Below are 18,885 nucleotides of genomic sequence, written 5' to 3' on the forward strand. Positions count from 1 at the left end.
CCAACATTAGCCTAAAAAAGAAGGCAACCACAGTGAAATAGCTGGGATATAAGAAACCAGTAAAAGCACAAAAAGGTTACAGAGTAAGAAAGGCCAAATCGCTTTTACAATGGTGGTCATTGGCAATTCACTGATTCCTGCGGCGACAAACAAACACACGCCAACAGGCGGGGTTGTTAAACCAATAATCAAGTTGAGTACGGCCATCACACCAAAGTGAATCGGGTCCATACCAATGCCTTCTGCCACTTTTAACAAAGTAGGGAATAGGATAATAAGTGCCGCGATGGTTTCCATAAAGCCACCCACAATCAACAACACAATATTAATGATTAAAATCACCACCAGTGGATTTTCACTAATGCTAAATATCGCACCTGCTAACATCTGAGGGATTTGTTCGCTCGTCAGGATCCAGCCAAATAAGTTCGCCATGCCCACCAGCAGTAACAAGCTGGTTGAACTCAGCACAGTATCGACTAGCAATTTAGGTAAGTTCTTCCATGTCAGACCTTTATAAACAAACATGCCGACCACAAAGGCATATAGACTGGCCATAATAGACGCTTCTGTTGGTGTAAAGAGTCCACCAATAATCCCGTATAGGATAATAAAGGTCATCAGTAACGCCCAAAAAGCGCCTTTACCAACAATGTATATTTCCTTTAATGTAGCGCGTTTTTCACGAGGATATTGGCGTTTCACGGCAATAATATACGCCGTTATCATCATAGCGAGACCCAACATAATTCCGGGGACGACGCCAGCCAGAAACATCTTACCAACGGAAATACCACTCAATGAACCGACAATTATCATCGGCACGCTGGGTGGAATGATCGGCCCAATTGTCGATGACGCTGCCGTTACGGCCGCGGCAAAAGGTTTATCGTAACCGCTTCGGGCCATGCCGGGAATCATCACGGCGCCAATGCTTGCGGTATCCGCTACGGCAGTACCAGAGATACCACCAAAAATCATCGAGCCACCCACATTCGCCAAACCAAGGCCGCCACGAATATGGCCTAATAATGCATTACTAAAACGAATGATATATTCGGTGATATTACCGACATTCATTAAATTACCAGCCAGAATAAAGCCAGGAATACACAGCAAAACAAAGGAATCCATACCCGCATACAAACGCTGAGGCACAATGGTTAATGGAATTCCTACCATGGTTAAATAGGTAAGCGACGCGATGCCTAGACAAAAAACAATTGGCACACCAACGAATAACAATAAGAAGAATACGAGAAACAGTAAAATGACTTCCATTATGAAGCTACTCCTTGGTCATCACGTTCAAGCAGTACAAGTAACACACTCATAAAGCTATAAAATGCCGTTAACGCGAAGAAAAAAGTCACTGATAAGAATGCCCAGTACATAGGGACTTCTAAAGCAGGAGAGGTCTGCCAACGTCCTATTTGAGCGTATTTGATAGCATAAGGCAGAATATAAATAGCAAAGCTCCCCGCTAACAGATGACAGAAAATTTGATATACCTTATTCCAGAATCGGTTTAATGCACCTTGATACAGCTCCAGACGAACATGACGATTATGACGAATCACCAATCCAGAACCCATTACGATCAGATATACGAATAAATAACGAGACAATTCTTCTGTCCAAATCGGGGAACTAGGCAGCAAGAAGCGAGACACGACTTGCAAAATAACCACCGCTGTAATTGCCAATAAGGCAGAGACAGCCAACATAGAAAATACCCAGTCAATGATGCGCAACAACCACTGAATACTCGCTTCCAGCTTGTTCACAAAATCTCTTGAGTTATTGGTTTGAGACGAGATACTCATCGTATTTCTCTCCAAAAGGGCCTGTTTTCGCTATAAAAAGCGAAAACAGGCGGTCTTAAACGGATTTAGATTTTGTTATAAAGCGCAAGTTGCTCAGGAGTCAGTGCTTCTTGTACGGCTTTTTGAGCTGCAGCTTTGAACGCGTCAAGATCTGGCTGTACAAACTCCATTCCACGAGCTTCTAGAGTAGAACGCAATTGCGCTTCATCCGCTGCAAACATGCTGTGCTCATAGCTTTGCATTTGCTGACCAGCATCTAATACGATATCGCGTAAGTCCGCGGGCATGCTGTTTAGCTTGTCTTGGCCAATCACCACATAAATCCAGCTACGCACGTGGCCAGTTAGGTTTACGTATTTCTGAACTTCATAAAAACTCGCACTGTTAATCAAACTAAGTGGGTTTTCTTGTCCATCGATCGTATTTTGTTGTAGAGAAGTAAATACCTCACTGAATGCCATAGGGGTTGGCTTTGCACCTAGGGCTTGCCATGTTTTTACAAACAGAGGCACATTAGGAACACGTAACTTCAAGCCATCCAAGTCACTGGGGGATAAAATCTTACGATTAGAGGTTAAATGACGAGGACCACGTTCAAACCACGCAATCGGTTTAAGCCCTGTTCGCTCAGAAATCTGTTCGCTGATTTCTTTACCAACGTCGCCATTAACCGCTTTTGTTAGTTGTTCAGAACTCGTAAATGCATAAGGCACCGCCATTAGTGCGGCTTTTGGCGCCCAGTTCTGTAATGATTCGCCTGTAATCGTCATATCAGCTGTGCCCAGCTGAATGCTATTAATAACATCCATTTCTTTACCCAACTGTTCGTTGGGATAAAGCTTAACGTCAATGCGACCATTCGACTTTGTTTCTGCGACTTCTTTGAACTTCAAAGCCGCTTTGTGCCAGATATTGTCTTCATTGGCTGGGTAGCCAAACTTCAACGTAACATCAGCAGCCTGCGACAGGCCTGTCAACAAGATTGATGACATGATAGCGACTTTTAACATTGGTTTTATCATGGTGAACTCCGTTTTTATTATTAGATTTAGGCTCTAGGGTTAACTATTACTTACTCATCTCAACCAGCACTTTACGAGTCAGTTCGGGGTGGTTTTCCATTAACTGAATGCCATCGCCAATGTCGTTTAAAGCAATCCGATGGCTGATTAATGCCAAAGGATCCAAACGACCTGATGCAATCATTTCAAGTACTTGCGGAAAACGTCGATTGTTAAGGCGTGAACCCACAATCGTCAGTTCTTTCTTAATCACTTCAATTTGCGCTAAATCACTTGGCGTTGTACTGAAACCCAACAAACCAATACGTCCAGCAGGACAGGCGATACGCAAAATTTCAGGCAAAAGAGCAGGAATACAAGCAGCATCGGCAATTAAAGGTACACCTTCGCCACTTGTCCATTCTTGGATACAGTCTTCCACTTTATGAATTCGGCTGTTAATCACATCCGTCGCGCCAAGGGATTTTGCCGTTTCTAAACGCTCACCAACAATATCGGTGACAATAATGCGTTCGATACCCATGGCTTTGGCCACTTGCACTATGGTCAAACCGATCACGCCAGCACCGTAAACCAGCAAGGTATCGCCTGGAATTGGCGCCATTCGAGACAACACATTGGTAGCAATGGAATAAGGCTCTACCAATGCCGCTTGCTCAAGTGTGACATTGTCAGGAAGCACTAAAACATTGCCCGCAGGCGCGCTCGTATACTCACCAAAGCCGCCGTTACGATGTACGCCGAAAACTTGTAAATTCGCACAAACGTTAAAGCGGCCAGCTCGGCAGGCATAACATTTGCCACAGCTAATAACGGGATCGACACACACTTTATCGCCAATGTTTACGTGAGTGACGCCTTCGCCAACCGCAGCGACAACCCCCGAAAACTCATGCCCCGTAATTCGTGGAAACTGAACAAAGGGGTTTTGCCCGTGAATAATATGCAGATCGGATCCACAAATTCCCGCAAAGGCAGTTTTAATCAAGACTTCTCCAGCCTCAGCGACAGGCTGTTTGGTATCGATCAAGGCATAATCATTTACATTCGCAACTTGAAAGGCTTTCATATTTTTCTACCAATTCCACAAGGTGCCATCTTCTAAGCGGTTAACCGGAAGATAAGCAGGTTTATAGGGGTATTTCGCGGCAAGTTCTTCATTGATATCCACACCATGACCAGGCACTTCACCAGGCGTAAAGAAGCCATCTTTGAACTCATAAGCATGAGGAAAGACAAGGTCTGTTTCCTGGGTATGAGGCATGTGTTCTTGGATGCCAAAATTAGGTATCCAAGTATCAAAATGCAGCGCAGCCCCCATACAAATAGGGGAAAGATCCGTCGCCCCATGGAAACCTGTTTTAACATGAAAGATCGCCGCAAAATCAGCAATACGGCGTATATTGGTAATACCACCAGCATGAGTAATGGTTGCGCGGATATAATCTATTAGCTGGTTTTGAATCAACTCTTGGCAATCAGACAAACTGTTAAAGACCTCTCCAATCGCAAGAGGCGTCGTCGTATGCTTACGAATTAATTCATAGGAAGATTGGTTTTCGACCGGCGTGCAATCTTCCAACCAAAATAAGTGAAAGGGTTCAACTTCTTTGCCTAAACGCGCGGCTTGGATTGGTGTGAGACGGTGATGTACATCATGCAATATATGTAAATCTTCGCCGAATTCGCTGCGCACAGCAGCAAATAATTCAGGTACATGATTAAGATATTTCTCCGAAGACCACACATGTTCGGCAGGTAAAGCAGAATCAGCAGGCTCATAAGGCTTGCCAGCTTCTTTAGAAACGCCATAGGTTGTTGGGATTCCTGGTATGCCACATTGCACTCGAACGGCTTTATAACCTAGTGCAACATGCTTACGGACTTCTTCAAGACAGGACTCAATATCTAATCCAGTAGCATGACCATAGACCATCACTTTTTCACGGCTTTTCCCGCCAAGCAATTGATACAAAGGCATTCCCGCTAATTTGGCTTTGATATCCCACAAAGCAACATCAACAGCGGCAATCGCTGTCATACCAATTGGGCCTCGGCGCCAGTAAGCACCGCGATACAAATACTGCCAAATGTCTTCTATGCGCTGAGGGTCTTTACCAATAAGGGTAGGGATAATGTGATCTTCAAGGTAGGAGACAACAGACTTTTCACGACCATTAAGTGTCGCATCACCAATGCCGTAAACACCTTGATCGGTTTCAATTTTTAGCGTGACTAAGTTACGGCCAGGGCAAGTCACAATTACTTTGGCTGAACGAATTTTCATAAAGCACGGTACCTAATTATTTTTTGGTATACCAATATTCATAAACAAGACAAAAATAGCGGAACAACTCCATCAATACAAGCGTTAATCCAAATATTGGCATGCCAATTTAATATTTAATCCACATCATTCAATTGAAATATCGACTTTCTTACCTTATTACGTGAAAATGGCATACCAAATAACTGGAATACAGCATCTAAGTACCCCCTTATGGCAGAACGACTCTACAGAGAAATCGGCGAAAATATTAAACAAGAAATTGCAAAATCATCGCTTAAAATTGGTGATAAGTTGCCGACTGAACGCGTCTATGCCGAGCTATTTGGGGTTAGCAGAACCTTAGTAAGAGAGGCCTTTATCATGCTGGAAATCGAAGAGCTTATAGAGGTTAAAAAAGGCTCTGGCAGTTATTTGAAAAATACCCTCTCTTTAAAAACGAGCAATAAAGTGTCCGATGTGGGTCCCTTTGAGCTATTGCAAGCTCGACAGGAAATAGAAAGCTCGATTGCTGCTTGCGCTGCAAAGGTGATAACGAAACAGGACTTGCAAAAGTTGCAGGACATCTTAGATATCGAAAGCGCTGAGTTAGAAACGGTTGAAAAAGCCAACAGTGCAGACAGAGATTTCCACTTATCCATTGCACAGTCTACCCAAAACATCGTGCTACTCGACACCGCAACACGTTTATGGGATATGCGCGACGGCAACCCAATGTGGAAAAAGCTTCATGCGCGCATACAAGACACGTCTTATCATGATCAATGGCTGGAAGATCATAAAAAAGTGTTGTTACAACTAAGGAAGCGCAATCCAGAAGGTGCTCGACAAGCCATGTGGCAGCATTTAGAGAACGTTAAACAAACCTTGTTTAAGCTCTCAGACACAGACGCCCCGGATTTTGATGGTTATCTTTTTGCTCAACCGCACTCCTAATATTAATAAGGCGCTGAGATAAGCTCTTCAACGGTTTGGTGCAACACTTTAAGAAATAATTCTCGCGGTTTATTCGGTTGGGTGGTTTTCTTACAAATCACGGCAACGCCTAAGGTGTAAGAGCGGTTTTCTGGCGCTACGGCAACGATTTGTCCGGACTCAACATATGACTCAGCATAGCGTTCGGGTAAAAAGCCTATGTATCGACCCGATAAAATCAAGGCTAAGCGGCTGTCATAGAAGTACGAGATCGCCGTAAGGTTCATATGGGAAATCTGTTCGCTGACCGCTTCATGGGGTTTTAATCCAGCGTGAGTAGCAGGGTATTTGTCGACTTTGTCGTCTTGGTCTTCAACGGACATGGTCGCTAATGGATGATCCTTACCGCAATACAAATAACAATCGTCGCTGTATAAATGCACGTAACTTAGACCATCTAATTTACGATGATAGGGAATAAAACCTATATCGGCTTCATCATTCAAAATCATGCGCTCAATATTGGACATAGAAGACACGTTCGTCGTGATCAAGACTTCCGGTGCTTCACTCGAAAAACGCTGGATCATTTCAGGGAAATGACTACGAGGATCAAGGCTCACTTTATCGGAAAGGGCAAGACGCAGTTTGCCAGTTAAGCTGGCATTTAGGTTGTTTACTGTGGTGCGAAAGGCATCTAATGATTCAAGTAGATTCTCGGTCATTTTATAGATGATGACGCCTTCTTCCGTCAGCGAAAATCCACCACGGCCACGTTTACACAAGATCAGGTTCAAGCGCGCTTCTAAATTAGATATATGCAGGCTGATGGTTGATCGACCAATATTCAGAGAGGTTTCAGCCGCCGAAAAACCACCGCAATCAACGACCGTTTTAAAGACTTTTAGTTGTTTGATCTCATAGTCACCGACTTGCCCCAGTGAGTAGTTTTTAACACTCATCGCCGCTCCCCATATGTCCCATCATAATTTAGTTCGTTGATTCTCTAACTTTACATTGATTTAAGCGACTTTCATCCCCCTTTCTGCTTCTTTAAGGTAAGAGAGGTCGGTTACCGCAACAAAATGATATTTTGTTCATTCAGGATGATACGTATCCGCTTGGTTATACCCTGAAATGACTTGGCTATGCTCTGAAATAAAACATTGGATACTGGCCATTCATTTTATTCTTCCAGCACGTTATTTTGGCCTGTTTGTCTTGTTTGATAAACAGGCCTTTTTTGTCATTTTGATTGCTTCCCTTCTTTTTAGAAAGGGGTCTAAAGGAGGTTGATATGTCCATCGCGTTGTCCGTTCGTCAAAAGCTAATTGCAATCGTTGTGTTAGTCTGTATTGGCTATGCAGGGTTTGGTGCTTATTCCATTTACAACTTGTCGCAGATGTCGAGTGCATCCGACGATGCTACCGAGCTAAGCCGACTCACCAGTGAAGTCAAAGATGTTGAAATTGCACTCTTAAAAGTTGAGCGCCAAATGACCAGCATATCACCGGATAACATCGACACAATCAGTACAACCTTAGCCAGAATTAAAAGTGAAACGGCGGCGGGATTTAGTATTAGAGCAGATTTACTCGATAAAGAGGGAAAGGCGTTATTAGAAAACAGCCAAGCTTTACAGCCTAATTATTTATCCGCCCTTGAAAGCAATCTGCAAAACTTAACCACTCTCGGATTAAGCAGCAACACCGGCGCGCTGGGGCAATTAAATCAGTCTGCACAAGCCTTAGCTGAACAGCTAAAATCCTTAGCAAGCTTTGCCTCGCTCTTTAAAGAGGTGAGAGCAAAAGAAAAAGACTTTCTTGCCTACAGCGATGCAGAACACCAAGCAAGTCTGCTGGCAGCCATTCAAGCACTCAAAGACAGCGTTAATAACATTGGTTTTGGTGATGTATTTGGACCAATGATTAAAACCTATGAAGATGCACTGGCTCCCGTGATCGCCCTGTCTATTACCCTAAAAGAGCAGCAAAGTAAGCTTGCGCTCTTAAGCAATCAATATACACAAGCCATGGATGACAGCGCCAATTATCTGCAAAACACCTTACTGGTTCAGGCGCAGATCCGCTCATCTGAAACCGCTGAGCAAGCACGTCGCTCTTTAACAATCGCCTGTGTATTACTGGCGCTCGTTATCGGGTTCATTTTGTCGACCGTCATCCGTTCTTTAAATCGCAATCTAACAGCCGTATTAGCGATTTTAAAAGATGTTGCACAAGGCAAACTGCGTTCACATAAAAATAGCCAGACTTCAACAAATCCAGATGAATTCCAACAGCTCTTTATTGCTTCAAACCAGATGTCCGACAGCTTGCGCTTATTAATTGGCCATTTAATAAGCAGCAACGAGAAGCTAGTATTCACAGCCGATGAACTGGACAGCGGTATTAAAACCATTGTCAGCGGCAGCGAGCGTATTCGTGATCGCAGTAACACCTTGGCGGCCTCAACAGAAGAAATATCCGCGACCGCAGATACCGTTCAATCCATGACGCAGAACGTTCAAAGCGCCGCAAAAGTGGCTTATGAATCCGCAACCAGTGGTGTGAGTGCCATGCGTGATGCCATGACCAGCATCAGCGACGTGGCCGACACCATTCAAGACACCAATGAACGGGTCGCGCGTCTTGGTACGCTGTCTAAAGAGATTGATGTGGTGATTGAGCTCATCGTGGGGGTCGCAGAGCAAACCAGCCTATTGGCTCTCAACGCAGCAATAGAGGCGGCTCGAGCAGGGGAAGCAGGGCGCGGATTCGCTGTGGTTGCCGACGAAGTCAAAACGCTGTCTGAGCAAACGGTTAAAGCATCGGGTAGCATCACCGAGAAAGTCGAAAACATCCAAAAGGAAACGCTGGCAGTCATTGACGCCATGACACTGAGCCTAAATAAAGTCGGTCGCAGTAAAGAGCAGGGCGAAAACGCAGTGAAGACCATTCATCTCGTTGAGCAAAATACCTTAGAGGCGATGAACAATACGCAAGAGATTACTCAAGCTATAAAAGAGGTTGCCTTGACGACAGCACAAATGGCACAAGACATGGACATCATTGCTCATGATATTAAAGACAACCATAACGCCACTCAATCTATCCAAACGGCCAATAAAAATGTTCACCATCAAACAAATGAGCTAGCTCAGCAAATCCAACGTTTTGATATAACCTAAAGCCAAAAAAACCTCCTCAGCACGCTGTTAAAAAATACGCCGCACCAATTCGGTGCGGTCTTTTAGCAGAATCTAGAAAACTAACCACTTGTTTGAAAATTGCAAAAAAAATGCACGTTTTCAATATCATAGATCAATATTATTCACTCAATTGGTGCATGAATCTCACTTATTAATTGCACCAAAATAGTGCTTTTAGTTCTTTTTTAGTGCACCCTGTTCCACTTAGTGATCTGATTTATAAAGGCTTTTGACTTTTTTGATTGTTTGATAACGACAAAACTTTAGATAGATTTTGCGTGCTTTATTGCACGCAGGCTTTTTGAAAGTATCGAATACAAGGTGTCACACCAATGCGGATGTGACTTTTTAATGCACTTTTGCTCTCGAGGTAGCTCAATGATTAAGGCGATACTAAAAGTAAAAAAACGATTGGTTGCAAGCTCTCTAGCGGTAGCTCTTGGATTAGGCGCTGTCGCTTCCTCTGCCCATGCAGCAGATCATAACTGGCGCTTCGCTAACCTATACAGCCGCGGTTCTGCCTTCGGTGCGGTATACGAAGATTTAGCAAAAAACATTGAGACTATGTCTGACGGTCGCATCAAGGTACAAGTTTTATACGACGGTGAAGGCGTAGGTTCTTCTGGTATTTTTGGTGCCGTGAAAACGGGCCTAATCACGATGGGCGCGACCTTCCAATCTTTGAACGCGGGCGAACTTCCAGCAGGCTTGGTTGAAATCGGTCTTCCTGGCGGTACGAGCGACGTTGGTGAGCTAACGACTTTGTTCCAAGAAAAAGGTTGGGCGCCAATCCTCAAAGAAGCCTACAGCGCTCAAGGTCTAGTATGGCTTGACCCGTACATTCAGCCAGCGGTTTACGTTATTACTAAGAAACCCATTAATTCTGTTGCCGACTTCCAAGGCTTGAAAATCCGTGCGCCAGGTGCATACGGTAAGTTCCTACGTAACCTAGGTGCTTCTCCGGTATCGCTTGCTTGGTCTGAGATTTACACCTCTCTATCTACTGGCGTAATCGACGGTTCTATCGGTTCTAACATGATCGATCACCGCGACGGTAACCACGTTGAAGTAGCGAAATACATGTACCCACTTCCACTAGCGGGTGCACAAGTGTTACCTATCATCGTTAACCAAAGCGCTTGGAACAAACTTCCTGATGATTTAAAAGCCATTGTTAAAGCAGCAACAACCGTTCACGCTCAAGAGCAAATGACGAAATCTAAACTTTGGGAATCTCAAGCGGTTGCAGAAATGGAAGCGAAAGGTCTTCAGTGGAGCCCTGAGCCAAGTGCCGCAGACAAAGCCGCATGGAAAGATGCGGGTGCGAAACTTTGGGATGAGTACGCGGCTGCAGACAAATACAGCAAAGAGCTGATCGACGTTCTTCGTAAAGAACAGAAATAATTGATTTAGCACTCATGAAAACGGCCTTCACCAAGAAGGCCGTTTTTAATTTTCCGATCCACCCTTACAGGTACAAAACAATGATAATGACTGCGATTAGACGCTATTGTCTAGGAGTCCACGCATTGGTGGCTTTCATTGGGAATTCCGTTTCCTATCTTATGCCGGTATTAGCCTTTGTCGTTGCTTTCGAGGTTTTCTCTCGTTACGCCTTAGACAAACCGACCATTTGGGCTTACGACACGTCGTTATTTATTTTTGGTTACATTGCGGCTCTAGGTGGTGCTTATGCCCAGCAGCAACGCGCTCACATCAATGTGGATATCCTTTACAACAAAGTTTCAGCTCGGACGAAAAGCATATTTAACCTATTTTCATTCGCCCTTGCCATGTTCTTCATGGTGATCGTTTGCAAAATGAGCATAGGTAAGTTTGAAGAAGCGCTCGAGTTTAACTATCGACGTCAAAGTGAATGGGCTCCTCATATGCATCATTACTGGTTAATGATGGCAATCGCTAGTGTGCTGCTAATTTTACAACTTTCCAGCGACTGGATTGACTCCTTATATCAGGCGATTACAGGCAAACCTTTATTACCAGAAGCACCAACCGAACAAGAGGAAGCCGCACAATGATAAGTATTGAATTATTAACGGGCATTTTATTCGCCTGCATCATCGCGTCGTTTGCCTTAGGTGCTCCCGTTGGGTTAGCGCTTGGTGGTATCGCCATGGGCATAGGTTATATGACATGGGGCGATGCGCTCTTTAATGTTATTCCGACTACGCTAGAATCCACCCATTTCAGTTTTATCCTGCTGGCCATCCCTTTATACATTTACATGGGACAATTGCTGACTCGTTCCGGCATTGGCGACGCCATGTTTAATGCCAGCCAAATGTTGATCGGTCGTGTGCGTGGCTCCCTCGCCATCAGCGTGATCGTGGTGTGCTCTATGATCGGTGCCATGGTCGGTATCATCGGTGCAGGCATCATGACCTCTGGCAGTATCGCACTGCGTCCAATGTTGGAGCGTGGTTATGATAAACGTCTCGCGCTTGGCGTTATTATGGCCGGTGGCGGTTTAGGTATTTTGATTCCACCTAGCATTCCAATGATCATGTTTGCGTCGTCTACACAGAACTCAGTAGGGCGCATGTTTATCGGTGCCTTAATTCCAGCCCTGATCACTATCATTTTGCTGATCGCTTACGTGGTGATTTCTTGTAAATTAAACCCAAAGCGCGCCCCGATGGATATCGCACCAAAAGTACAACCGACACCAAAGGAGAAGTTCTTAACCGCTCGTGATGGCTTGTTGTCACTATTACTAATTGTGGCCGTGCTTGGCAGTATTATCATGGGCATCGCCACGCCAACAGAATCCGGTGCTATCGGTGTAGTGGGCGCGATTATTCTTGCGATTTTCTTTAAACGCTTCAAGCCGCGTATGGTTCAAAAAGCCGGTATGCAAGCCGCATTGCTCGTCAGTGTGGCCATGTGGATTATTGTCGGTGCATCCGTGTTCAGTAACTTCCATTTGCTAATGGGCGTACAAAACATGGTCGCAGGCTTCACCCAAGATTTAGGCTTGCCACCCATTGTTGTCATCATGTTGTTCCAATTGATCATGCTGTTGCTGGGCTTCATTATCGATGAATTTATCATCGTCCTAATGTGTGCGCCTATCTTCACACCGATTGCCGTGTCTCTCGGTTATGATCCAATTTGGTTTGGTATCTTGATGATTCTTAACATTGAGATCGCTGTACAAACGCCGCCTTATGGTTTTGCCTTGTTCTACCTAAAAGGCATTGCACCTCCGGGCATCACCATGTTGGATATCTACAAATCTATCCTACCCTTTGTGCTGTTGAAACTTTTGGTGCTGGTCATTGTGATGATGTTCCCAGAATTGGTTACTTGGTTACCTAGCAAACTAATGGATGGCTAAAACCAATACACAGGAAGAACACAGATATTAAAAAGGCGACTCATACAAATTGAGTCGCCTTTTTTTTGAATTTACTCGATAAATTGCGCTATAGATTGCTCTATAGATTAGTAACGCTTCAAGATAATCGCGGCGTTGACGCCGCCAAAACCAAAGCCATTACACAGCACATACTCGACATTTTTTTCACGTGAAACCAAGGGGATAAGATCCAAATCGGCCATACTTTCTTCTGGGTTTTCCAGATTTAACGTCGGTGGCAGAATGCCTGTTATTAACGCCTGAGCACTGAAAATTGCTTCGACACCACCCGCAGCACCCAGCAAATGACCTGTCGCGGACTTAGTAGACGAGATCGCCACATCGGTGACTTTTTCACCAAACACACGACGTAACGCATTAATCTCGCCACGATCACCCACTGGCGTCGATGTCGCATGTGCATTCACGTAGCCAATTTGATCCGCAGAAATTTCTGCCATGTTTAGCGCCGTTTGCATCGCACGGGCAGCACCTTCGCCGTTTTCCGGCCCAGATGTCAGATGGTAAGCATCTGCACTGGTGCCGTAGCCAACGAGCTCAACTAATGGTGTCGCACCTCGAGCCAAGGCATGTTCAAGGGTTTCAATCACAATAAGACCAGCACCTTCGCCCATCACAAAACCTTCACGATCTTTATCAAAAGGGCGGGATGCTTTTTCCGGAGCATCATTTCGAGTAGATAACGCCTTTAAAGCGCCAAAACCGGCCAGAGACAATGGATCGATGCAGGCTTCTGTACCGCCAGCCAATACGACTTTTGCTTCACCTGTGCGCAACAAGCGCATGGCATCGCCAATGGCTTGTACACCTGCCGCACAAGCGGTCACAGGCGTGCCAATCGGACCTTTGAAGCCATATTTGATCGACACGTTACCAGCCGCGAGATTGGCAAGAAACGCAGGAACCGTAAAAGGTGACAAGCGTCGAGCGCCTTGCTCTGTTAAAACAGATTGCGCATGAGTAATAGTTGGCAAGCCGCCAATCCCCGTGGCGATGATAGTTGCGGTGGCTTCTTGATCTAGATCGCTCACTGGGTGCCACTTGGCTTGGGTTAGTGCTTCTTCAGCAGCAGCCAGGGCAAATAAGGTAAACAGATCGACACGTTTACGATCTTTAGGTGACAGATAATCGGCTTCATTCAAGCCATTAGCTTGTTCTACATGGCTCGGAACCTGTCCGGCAATATGCGTGCTCAGCCCATCGGACAACGTCGTAGGCAGCAAACGAATACCAGATTCACCTCGAATCAATTTATCCCAGACCGAAGCGACACCTAAGCCAAGTGGGGATACCAACCCCATACCCGTAATAACAATACGTTCTTTAAGCGACATGAAATAACCCCATTAAGTTTCAGCAGAAAGAAAGTCCCCATGCTAGAGTGAGTCTATATATGATCAAGATAATATTTAGAAACCGACTTATAATGGGATATACGAGAGTTCGCCTAGGAGGTTAACTATGTCATACACCCCAATACACAAAGAGCAAACTAGACAGCGCATACTACAAGCCGCCGCAAAACTATTTTGCTCCCACGGGTTTGACCACGTCACACTCACGCAGATAATGAAAAAAGCCAACATGACACACGGAGCGTTTTACGCGCATTTTTCGGGGAAAAGTAGCCTCTATGAAGCGGCCATGCAATTCGCCACATCCAATGGTTTTTGGGCACGTAATGATAAAAAAACCGAAAGTAGCGAGACACATCTAAAAGCGCTAGTGACTCGGTATTTAAGCTGGAGCCGTAGCGACAAAGAGCATCCATCGCCACTAGAGTTTCTAGTGACTGACGCCGCACACAAAGAAGAAAAAGTTCGCCAAGCCTACCAAGCGTGCTTCGACAGTTTAGTTGACCGTCTTGCCACGATTCTAAAAAAACGTGGCAGCCAAGAAGCCGAAGCACTGGCAGAAGAAACCGTGGTTTCCTTAGTGGGAACCGTCGCCATCGCACGGTCTTTTGCGCAACCGCTGCAAAGCGACTTTTTAAAACGCGCTCAAGAACGCATCGTTAATCGACTCAATAGCGGGTTAAAAAATACGGCTTAACCTTTTTCTGCAAACACAGTGTTACTGATTGTTGAATACCGCTTCAACTTCATACCAATTACCTTGGTGATGAGATTGCAAACACGCTTCAACAAACGCCATGTCTTTCACCGCCTGATCGACATTTGGGTAATACACAAAGTCCTTTTCCGATAATGCTAACCGTATATGCTTATAAACATTGGCAAAAGCTTCTAAGTAACCTTCTGGATGGCCAGCTGGAATACGACACAAAGCGTTTAAACGCTCAGGGTAACCCGCGCCATTTCTAGTCAATCGTTGCGCAGGCGCTGCCATTGGCTTAAACCACAGCACATTCGGGTCTTCTTGGCGCCACTCAATCGTTGCTTTACGACCAGTTAAACGAAAACCAAGATCATTTTCATGTCCCGTCATTACTTGTGAAGCCAACACCCGACCTTGCAGTATATTTTCACTGTAACTTAATTGAATATCCGCATGGTCATCCACTCTTCTCCCTACGACAAAGGTAGCTAAGCGTGCATTGACCGACGACGCAGGATAACCAATTAAATAACTCACCAAATTATAAGCATGTATGGCGATGTCACCTAAGCATCCAGCACGTCCAGCCTTAGTAGGATCAGTACGCCAAGCGGCTTGTTTTTGATCAGAATTTTCAATATCTGCGGCCAGCCAATCTTGTAAATAATAGGCATCTACCATTAACAACTCACCTAACTCTCCCTTTTTAACCAGTTCCCGTGCAACTTTAACCATAGGATTTTCAACATAGTTATAGGTCACAGCAAGAAAAGTGTTTCGCTTCTTTGCCAAAGCCTGTAATTCTTGAGCTTGCAGCAATGAAACTGTGAGAGGTTTTTCACAAATAACCGCGATACCTACGTTTAAAAACGCAGCAACATTGTCGTAATGCAAAAAATTAGGTGTGACAATACTCACCACGCTGACACCATCTTTTCGTTGGCTTTCAACCTCAGCCATTGTACGAAAGTCAGAATATGCCCGATCGTCTTGCACACCCAGTAATTTCGCGGATGCTTTTGTGATTTCAAAGTCAGAAGAGAAGCAACCAGCGACAAGCTGGTAGCCTCCATCCAAACGAGCGGCCATACGATGAACATCACCAATAAACGCACCATCTCCACCGCCCACCATTCCCCAATGCAATATAGCCATCCAATACGCTCCTAAAGTTGCACTGTCTGACCCAGCTGATCGGATTGTTCGCAGGCATCCAGCACTCGCTGTACTTGCAGCCCAGCATTAAAGTCTGGCTGTTCTTGTTTACCCGACAAGATACCACTAACAAAACGTTGATAAATATTGGGCGTACTTTCGCATTTTACTGTTTTCCAGACGCCTTCAATCACATCTTCATCCAAACAGACTTCCAACTGATTCCATTCCTGATCCAGCTTTAACGACACTTTTAATGCGCCTTTATCGCCATGCACAACCAATCGCAAATCATTGAGATTCCCCGTTGCCCAACGAGAAGTATGAATAGATGCCATAGCACCATTTTGCATTCGAGCGGTAATTAAGGCACTGTCATTTGCATCAAGGTTATAGTCACCGATTTGGTTATTATCTGCTTTATCAAAGGTCATTAGGGTACAGTTTACGCTTGCAAACTCGCCAACAGGAAAACGAACAAAGTCCAGTATGTGAACACCTACATCGCCTAGTACACCTTTACTACCATGCGCACTTGATAGCCGCCACAACCAAGTATCTTCGGTCTTCCAATCCCCCCATTTAGGCGATACTAACCAACTCTGCAAATAGCTTGCTTCTACATGACGAATGTTACCGATACATCCCATTGCAATAAGCTCTCGTGCTTTTTGTAACGAATGAGCATTTCGATAACTTAAATTAACCATATTTATGCACTTAGCTTTTTTCGCAGCGTCAGCCATTTCTTTGGCATCCGATGCATTGAGTGCTAATGGTTTTTCACATAACACGTGCATTCCCGCTTCAAGTGCTTGAATCGATAGATTTTTGTGAAATGGATCCGGTGTCACAATAGAGACTGCGTCCACCTGACCGCTGCTTAGTAGAGCTTCTACCGATCCAAAGGCATAAGGAATATTATGAGCCTCAGCAAAGCTTGCAAGGCGCGAAGCATTTAGATCGCACGCTGCGACCACTTCGCAATTGGCTATTTTTGAAAACTCTTCTGCGTGAACTCGCGCCATACCGCCAGTCCCAATAATGCCGATCCGAATCATTATTTGAAGCCCTCTTCACCAGGCTTATGCAAACCTTCGCCTTTAACTTCAATAGGGTTTGGAGCTTGATCAGCAGGAACACAAGGACATGAGTCGATCCAACGGCTACCCTCAGGCTGAGACCATTTCACCGCATTTTTTAGAACACGTTTGACCTTGTCATCATAGTAAATTGGATAAGTTTCATGACCCGGACGGAAATAGAATATTTTGCCATTGCCACGACGATAGACAAGGCCAGAACGGAATACTTCTCCGCCTTCAAAAGCGCTGATAAAAATCACTTCATCGGGATTGGGTACGGCAAAGGGTTCGCCATACATTTCAGTATGAGGTAACTCAATATAGTCTCCAACGCCTTGAACAATAGGATGACCAGGGTTAACCACCCAGAGCCGTTCACGTTCACCAGCCTCACGCCATTTTAGAGAACAGGTCGTTCCCATTAAACGTTTAAATATTTTGGCATAATGACCGGAGTGAAGGACTAATAAACCCATTCCCTCAAGTACACGCTTCTGAACCCGATCCACAATTTCATCCGCAACATCCCCATGGGCAGCATGCCCCCACCAAATCAAAACATCGGTATTTTCTAGTTTTTCTTCGGTAAGACCATGCTCTTTATCCTGCAAAGTAACACTGGTTGCTTCAATATTCGGATCTTCATTCAAACCTGAAGCAATGCAGTTATGCATACCATTAGGATAAATGCGGGCGACCACTTTATTGGTTTTTTCATGGACGTTTTCACCCCACACAGTTACTTTTATTGTCATTTTTTTCTCCTAGATATTATTTTTTTAATGATGGAAAACAAAACAAAGTAAACGTTTACGTAATTAACTTAAACGTTTACTCGAAAAAATAAAAGCCTTTTTAGAAAAATTTAATACAAAAATCTCGAAGAATAAGGAGAGATGTAGCTAGATAAAGAAGAGTTAAGCGCTCTCTCGGCTAACGAGTCGCGTCATCACTTCAATAACACGCGGAGGGAATCCGTCTAACTGCTCTGATAGCAAACTGACAGCGGCCTCAGCAATTTTGGGAATATCTTGATGGATAGTGGTAATCTTGTTAGAGAATCGTGGAAGGTCGTCAAAGCCCGTTACAGAGAGATCTTCAGGAACTTTGTACCCAGCATCTTCAGCAGCTTGAATGACACCAACGGCTAATTCATCATTTGCGCAAATAATAGCATCGTAAGGAAAAGGCTCTGAAGACTGAAAGAGTTTCATCATCTGGCGATATGCACTGAGAGAAGAGCTAATTTGACGAGATACATTATTAAAATGTTCTTGCAATCCTAGTTCATTAATCGCTTTTCGGTAACCTCGCAATCGTCCTTGGCTTGTTGAAATATCGATATTCTCACCTAAAAAAAGCATATTTTTCCGACCTTTCTTAAACAAATAGTGTGTCAGTTTATACACACCATTTGCCTCATCAATAACGACAGAAGCACCCACCCCAGTTTCTAAGGTCACATAAGGGAACTTTTGGCGATCAAAAATTTCTGGGCGATCATCCTCTGTCGCACCCAATAAAATTGCTGAGCTTGCTTGCGAGAAGACCTGATCGATATTTTCATACGCAAATAAAACCGGAACCAAACCTTTACGATGTAGATACAAAGTTAATGCTTGGTAAAGATGAACAAAGTACGGTCTATCCGAAAATTCATAAGGAGAAGGCGGCATACACAGAGCCACTACTGGCGTTTTTCCTGAAATAAGCTGACGAGCCATAACATTTGGCTGGTAATTAATCTCCTCACTTAGCGACAGAATGCGCGCTCGCAAAGTATCACTAATACCAGGCTTGCCATTTAATGCTCGACTAACCGACGCAATAGACACACCGGCTAAATTAGCCAATTCATGAATGGTAACCGACTTGTTGCTCATGCAGTAATGATCGCTTTTCTTAAAATACAGGATAAGGTTTTTAAGA

17 protein-coding genes are annotated in these 18,885 nt (G+C 44.5%); 6 read left to right on the top strand and 11 right to left on the bottom strand.

The genetic code is table 11. From position 1 onward, the window contains the following. Nucleotides 1–6: 6 nt before the first annotated feature. The 5 genes from DK187_RS02430 to manD form a co-directional block, all read right to left on the bottom strand. A complete protein-coding gene (locus DK187_RS02430; RefSeq protein WP_111605746.1) occupies nucleotides 7–1,281 on the bottom strand; it encodes a TRAP transporter large permease in 1,275 nt (424 codons plus the stop codon). Then, nucleotides 1,281–1,826 carry a TRAP transporter small permease gene (locus DK187_RS02435; protein WP_111605747.1) on the bottom strand — a complete coding sequence of 182 codons (546 nt, stop codon included), beginning with the start codon at nucleotides 1,824–1,826 and terminating at the stop codon, nucleotides 1,281–1,283. Before DK187_RS02435 ends, DK187_RS02430 begins: the two co-directional genes overlap by 1 nt. 65 nt (nucleotides 1,827–1,891) lie before the next feature. Further along, entirely contained in the window at nucleotides 1,892–2,848 is a 957-nt protein-coding gene (locus DK187_RS02440; RefSeq protein ID WP_111605748.1) for a TRAP transporter substrate-binding protein, read from the bottom strand. 46 nt (nucleotides 2,849–2,894) lie between these two features. After that, entirely contained in the window at nucleotides 2,895–3,917 is a 1,023-nt protein-coding gene (locus DK187_RS02445; RefSeq protein WP_111605749.1) for a Zn-dependent oxidoreductase, read from the bottom strand. Nucleotides 3,918–3,923: 6 nt separating this feature from the next. Further along, nucleotides 3,924–5,135, bottom strand: a complete 1,212-nt coding sequence (manD, locus tag DK187_RS02450; RefSeq protein ID WP_111605750.1) for a D-mannonate dehydratase ManD — start codon at nucleotides 5,133–5,135, stop codon at nucleotides 3,924–3,926. Nucleotides 5,136–5,348: 213 nt separating this feature from the next. Here manD and DK187_RS02455 point away from each other — a divergent pair, with 213 nt between their 5' ends. Beyond that, the gene (locus DK187_RS02455) at nucleotides 5,349–6,071 is read left to right on the top strand and encodes an FCD domain-containing protein (protein ID WP_111605751.1); all 723 of its coding nucleotides are present in this window, start codon (nucleotides 5,349–5,351) and stop codon (nucleotides 6,069–6,071) included. A 2-nt stretch (nucleotides 6,072–6,073) separates the two neighbouring features. On the opposite strand, the gene DK187_RS02460 is transcribed toward DK187_RS02455, so the two are convergent. Further along, a complete protein-coding gene (locus DK187_RS02460; RefSeq protein ID WP_111605752.1) occupies nucleotides 6,074–7,012 on the bottom strand; it encodes a LysR family transcriptional regulator in 939 nt (312 codons plus the stop codon). A 335-nt stretch (nucleotides 7,013–7,347) separates the two neighbouring features. Between DK187_RS02460 and DK187_RS02465 the strand changes: the two genes are divergently transcribed. The 4 genes from DK187_RS02465 (at nucleotide 7,348) to DK187_RS02480 (ending at nucleotide 12,616) form a co-directional block, all read left to right on the top strand. After that, nucleotides 7,348–9,237: a HAMP domain-containing methyl-accepting chemotaxis protein gene (locus DK187_RS02465; protein ID WP_111605753.1), complete on the top strand. Its 1,890-nt coding sequence runs from the start codon at nucleotides 7,348–7,350 to the stop codon at nucleotides 9,235–9,237. Nucleotides 9,238–9,636: 399 nt separating this feature from the next. Beyond that, nucleotides 9,637–10,662 carry a TRAP transporter substrate-binding protein gene (locus tag DK187_RS02470; RefSeq protein ID WP_188322942.1) on the top strand — a complete coding sequence of 342 codons (1,026 nt, stop codon included), beginning with the start codon at nucleotides 9,637–9,639 and terminating at the stop codon, nucleotides 10,660–10,662. 80 nt (nucleotides 10,663–10,742) lie between these two features. Next, nucleotides 10,743–11,297 carry a TRAP transporter small permease subunit gene (locus DK187_RS02475; protein WP_111605754.1) on the top strand — a complete coding sequence of 185 codons (555 nt, stop codon included), beginning with the start codon at nucleotides 10,743–10,745 and terminating at the stop codon, nucleotides 11,295–11,297. Further along, entirely contained in the window at nucleotides 11,294–12,616 is a 1,323-nt protein-coding gene (locus tag DK187_RS02480) for a TRAP transporter large permease (protein ID WP_204355570.1), read from the top strand. Before DK187_RS02475 ends, DK187_RS02480 begins: the two co-directional genes overlap by 4 nt. A 107-nt stretch (nucleotides 12,617–12,723) precedes the next feature. Here DK187_RS02480 and fabF read toward each other — a convergent pair whose 3' ends face one another. Then, nucleotides 12,724–13,992 (bottom strand): beta-ketoacyl-ACP synthase II, encoded by a 1,269-nt coding sequence (gene fabF, locus DK187_RS02485; protein ID WP_111605755.1) that lies wholly within the window; start codon nucleotides 13,990–13,992, stop codon nucleotides 12,724–12,726. Nucleotides 13,993–14,119: 127 nt separating this feature from the next. Between fabF and DK187_RS02490 the strand changes: the two genes are divergently transcribed. After that, the gene (locus DK187_RS02490) at nucleotides 14,120–14,710 is read left to right on the top strand and encodes a TetR/AcrR family transcriptional regulator (protein ID WP_111605756.1); all 591 of its coding nucleotides are present in this window, start codon (nucleotides 14,120–14,122) and stop codon (nucleotides 14,708–14,710) included. A gap of 21 nt (nucleotides 14,711–14,731) precedes the next feature. On the opposite strand, the gene DK187_RS02495 is transcribed toward DK187_RS02490, so the two are convergent. The 4 genes from DK187_RS02495 to DK187_RS02510 all read right to left on the bottom strand — a co-directional run bounded on the left by DK187_RS02495 (nucleotide 14,732) and on the right by DK187_RS02510 (nucleotide 18,839). Then, nucleotides 14,732–15,871, bottom strand: coding sequence for a Gfo/Idh/MocA family protein (locus DK187_RS02495; RefSeq protein WP_111605757.1), 1,140 nt, complete (start codon nucleotides 15,869–15,871; stop codon nucleotides 14,732–14,734). Between the two features lie 11 nt (nucleotides 15,872–15,882). Next, nucleotides 15,883–16,932 (bottom strand): Gfo/Idh/MocA family protein, encoded by a 1,050-nt coding sequence (locus DK187_RS02500; protein ID WP_111605758.1) that lies wholly within the window; start codon nucleotides 16,930–16,932, stop codon nucleotides 15,883–15,885. Continuing rightward, a complete protein-coding gene (locus DK187_RS02505; protein ID WP_111605759.1) occupies nucleotides 16,932–17,711 on the bottom strand; it encodes a ThuA domain-containing protein in 780 nt (259 codons plus the stop codon). Before DK187_RS02505 ends, DK187_RS02500 begins: the two co-directional genes overlap by 1 nt. Nucleotides 17,712–17,873: 162 nt before the next feature. After that, nucleotides 17,874–18,839: a LacI family DNA-binding transcriptional regulator gene (locus DK187_RS02510; protein WP_162623472.1), complete on the bottom strand. Its 966-nt coding sequence runs from the start codon at nucleotides 18,837–18,839 to the stop codon at nucleotides 17,874–17,876. Nucleotides 18,840–18,885 lie beyond the last annotated feature (46 nt).

Origin of the sequence: Marinomonas arctica (assembly GCF_003259225.1) — a bacterium.
Classification (GTDB): Bacteria; Pseudomonadota; Gammaproteobacteria; order Pseudomonadales; family Marinomonadaceae; genus Marinomonas; species Marinomonas arctica.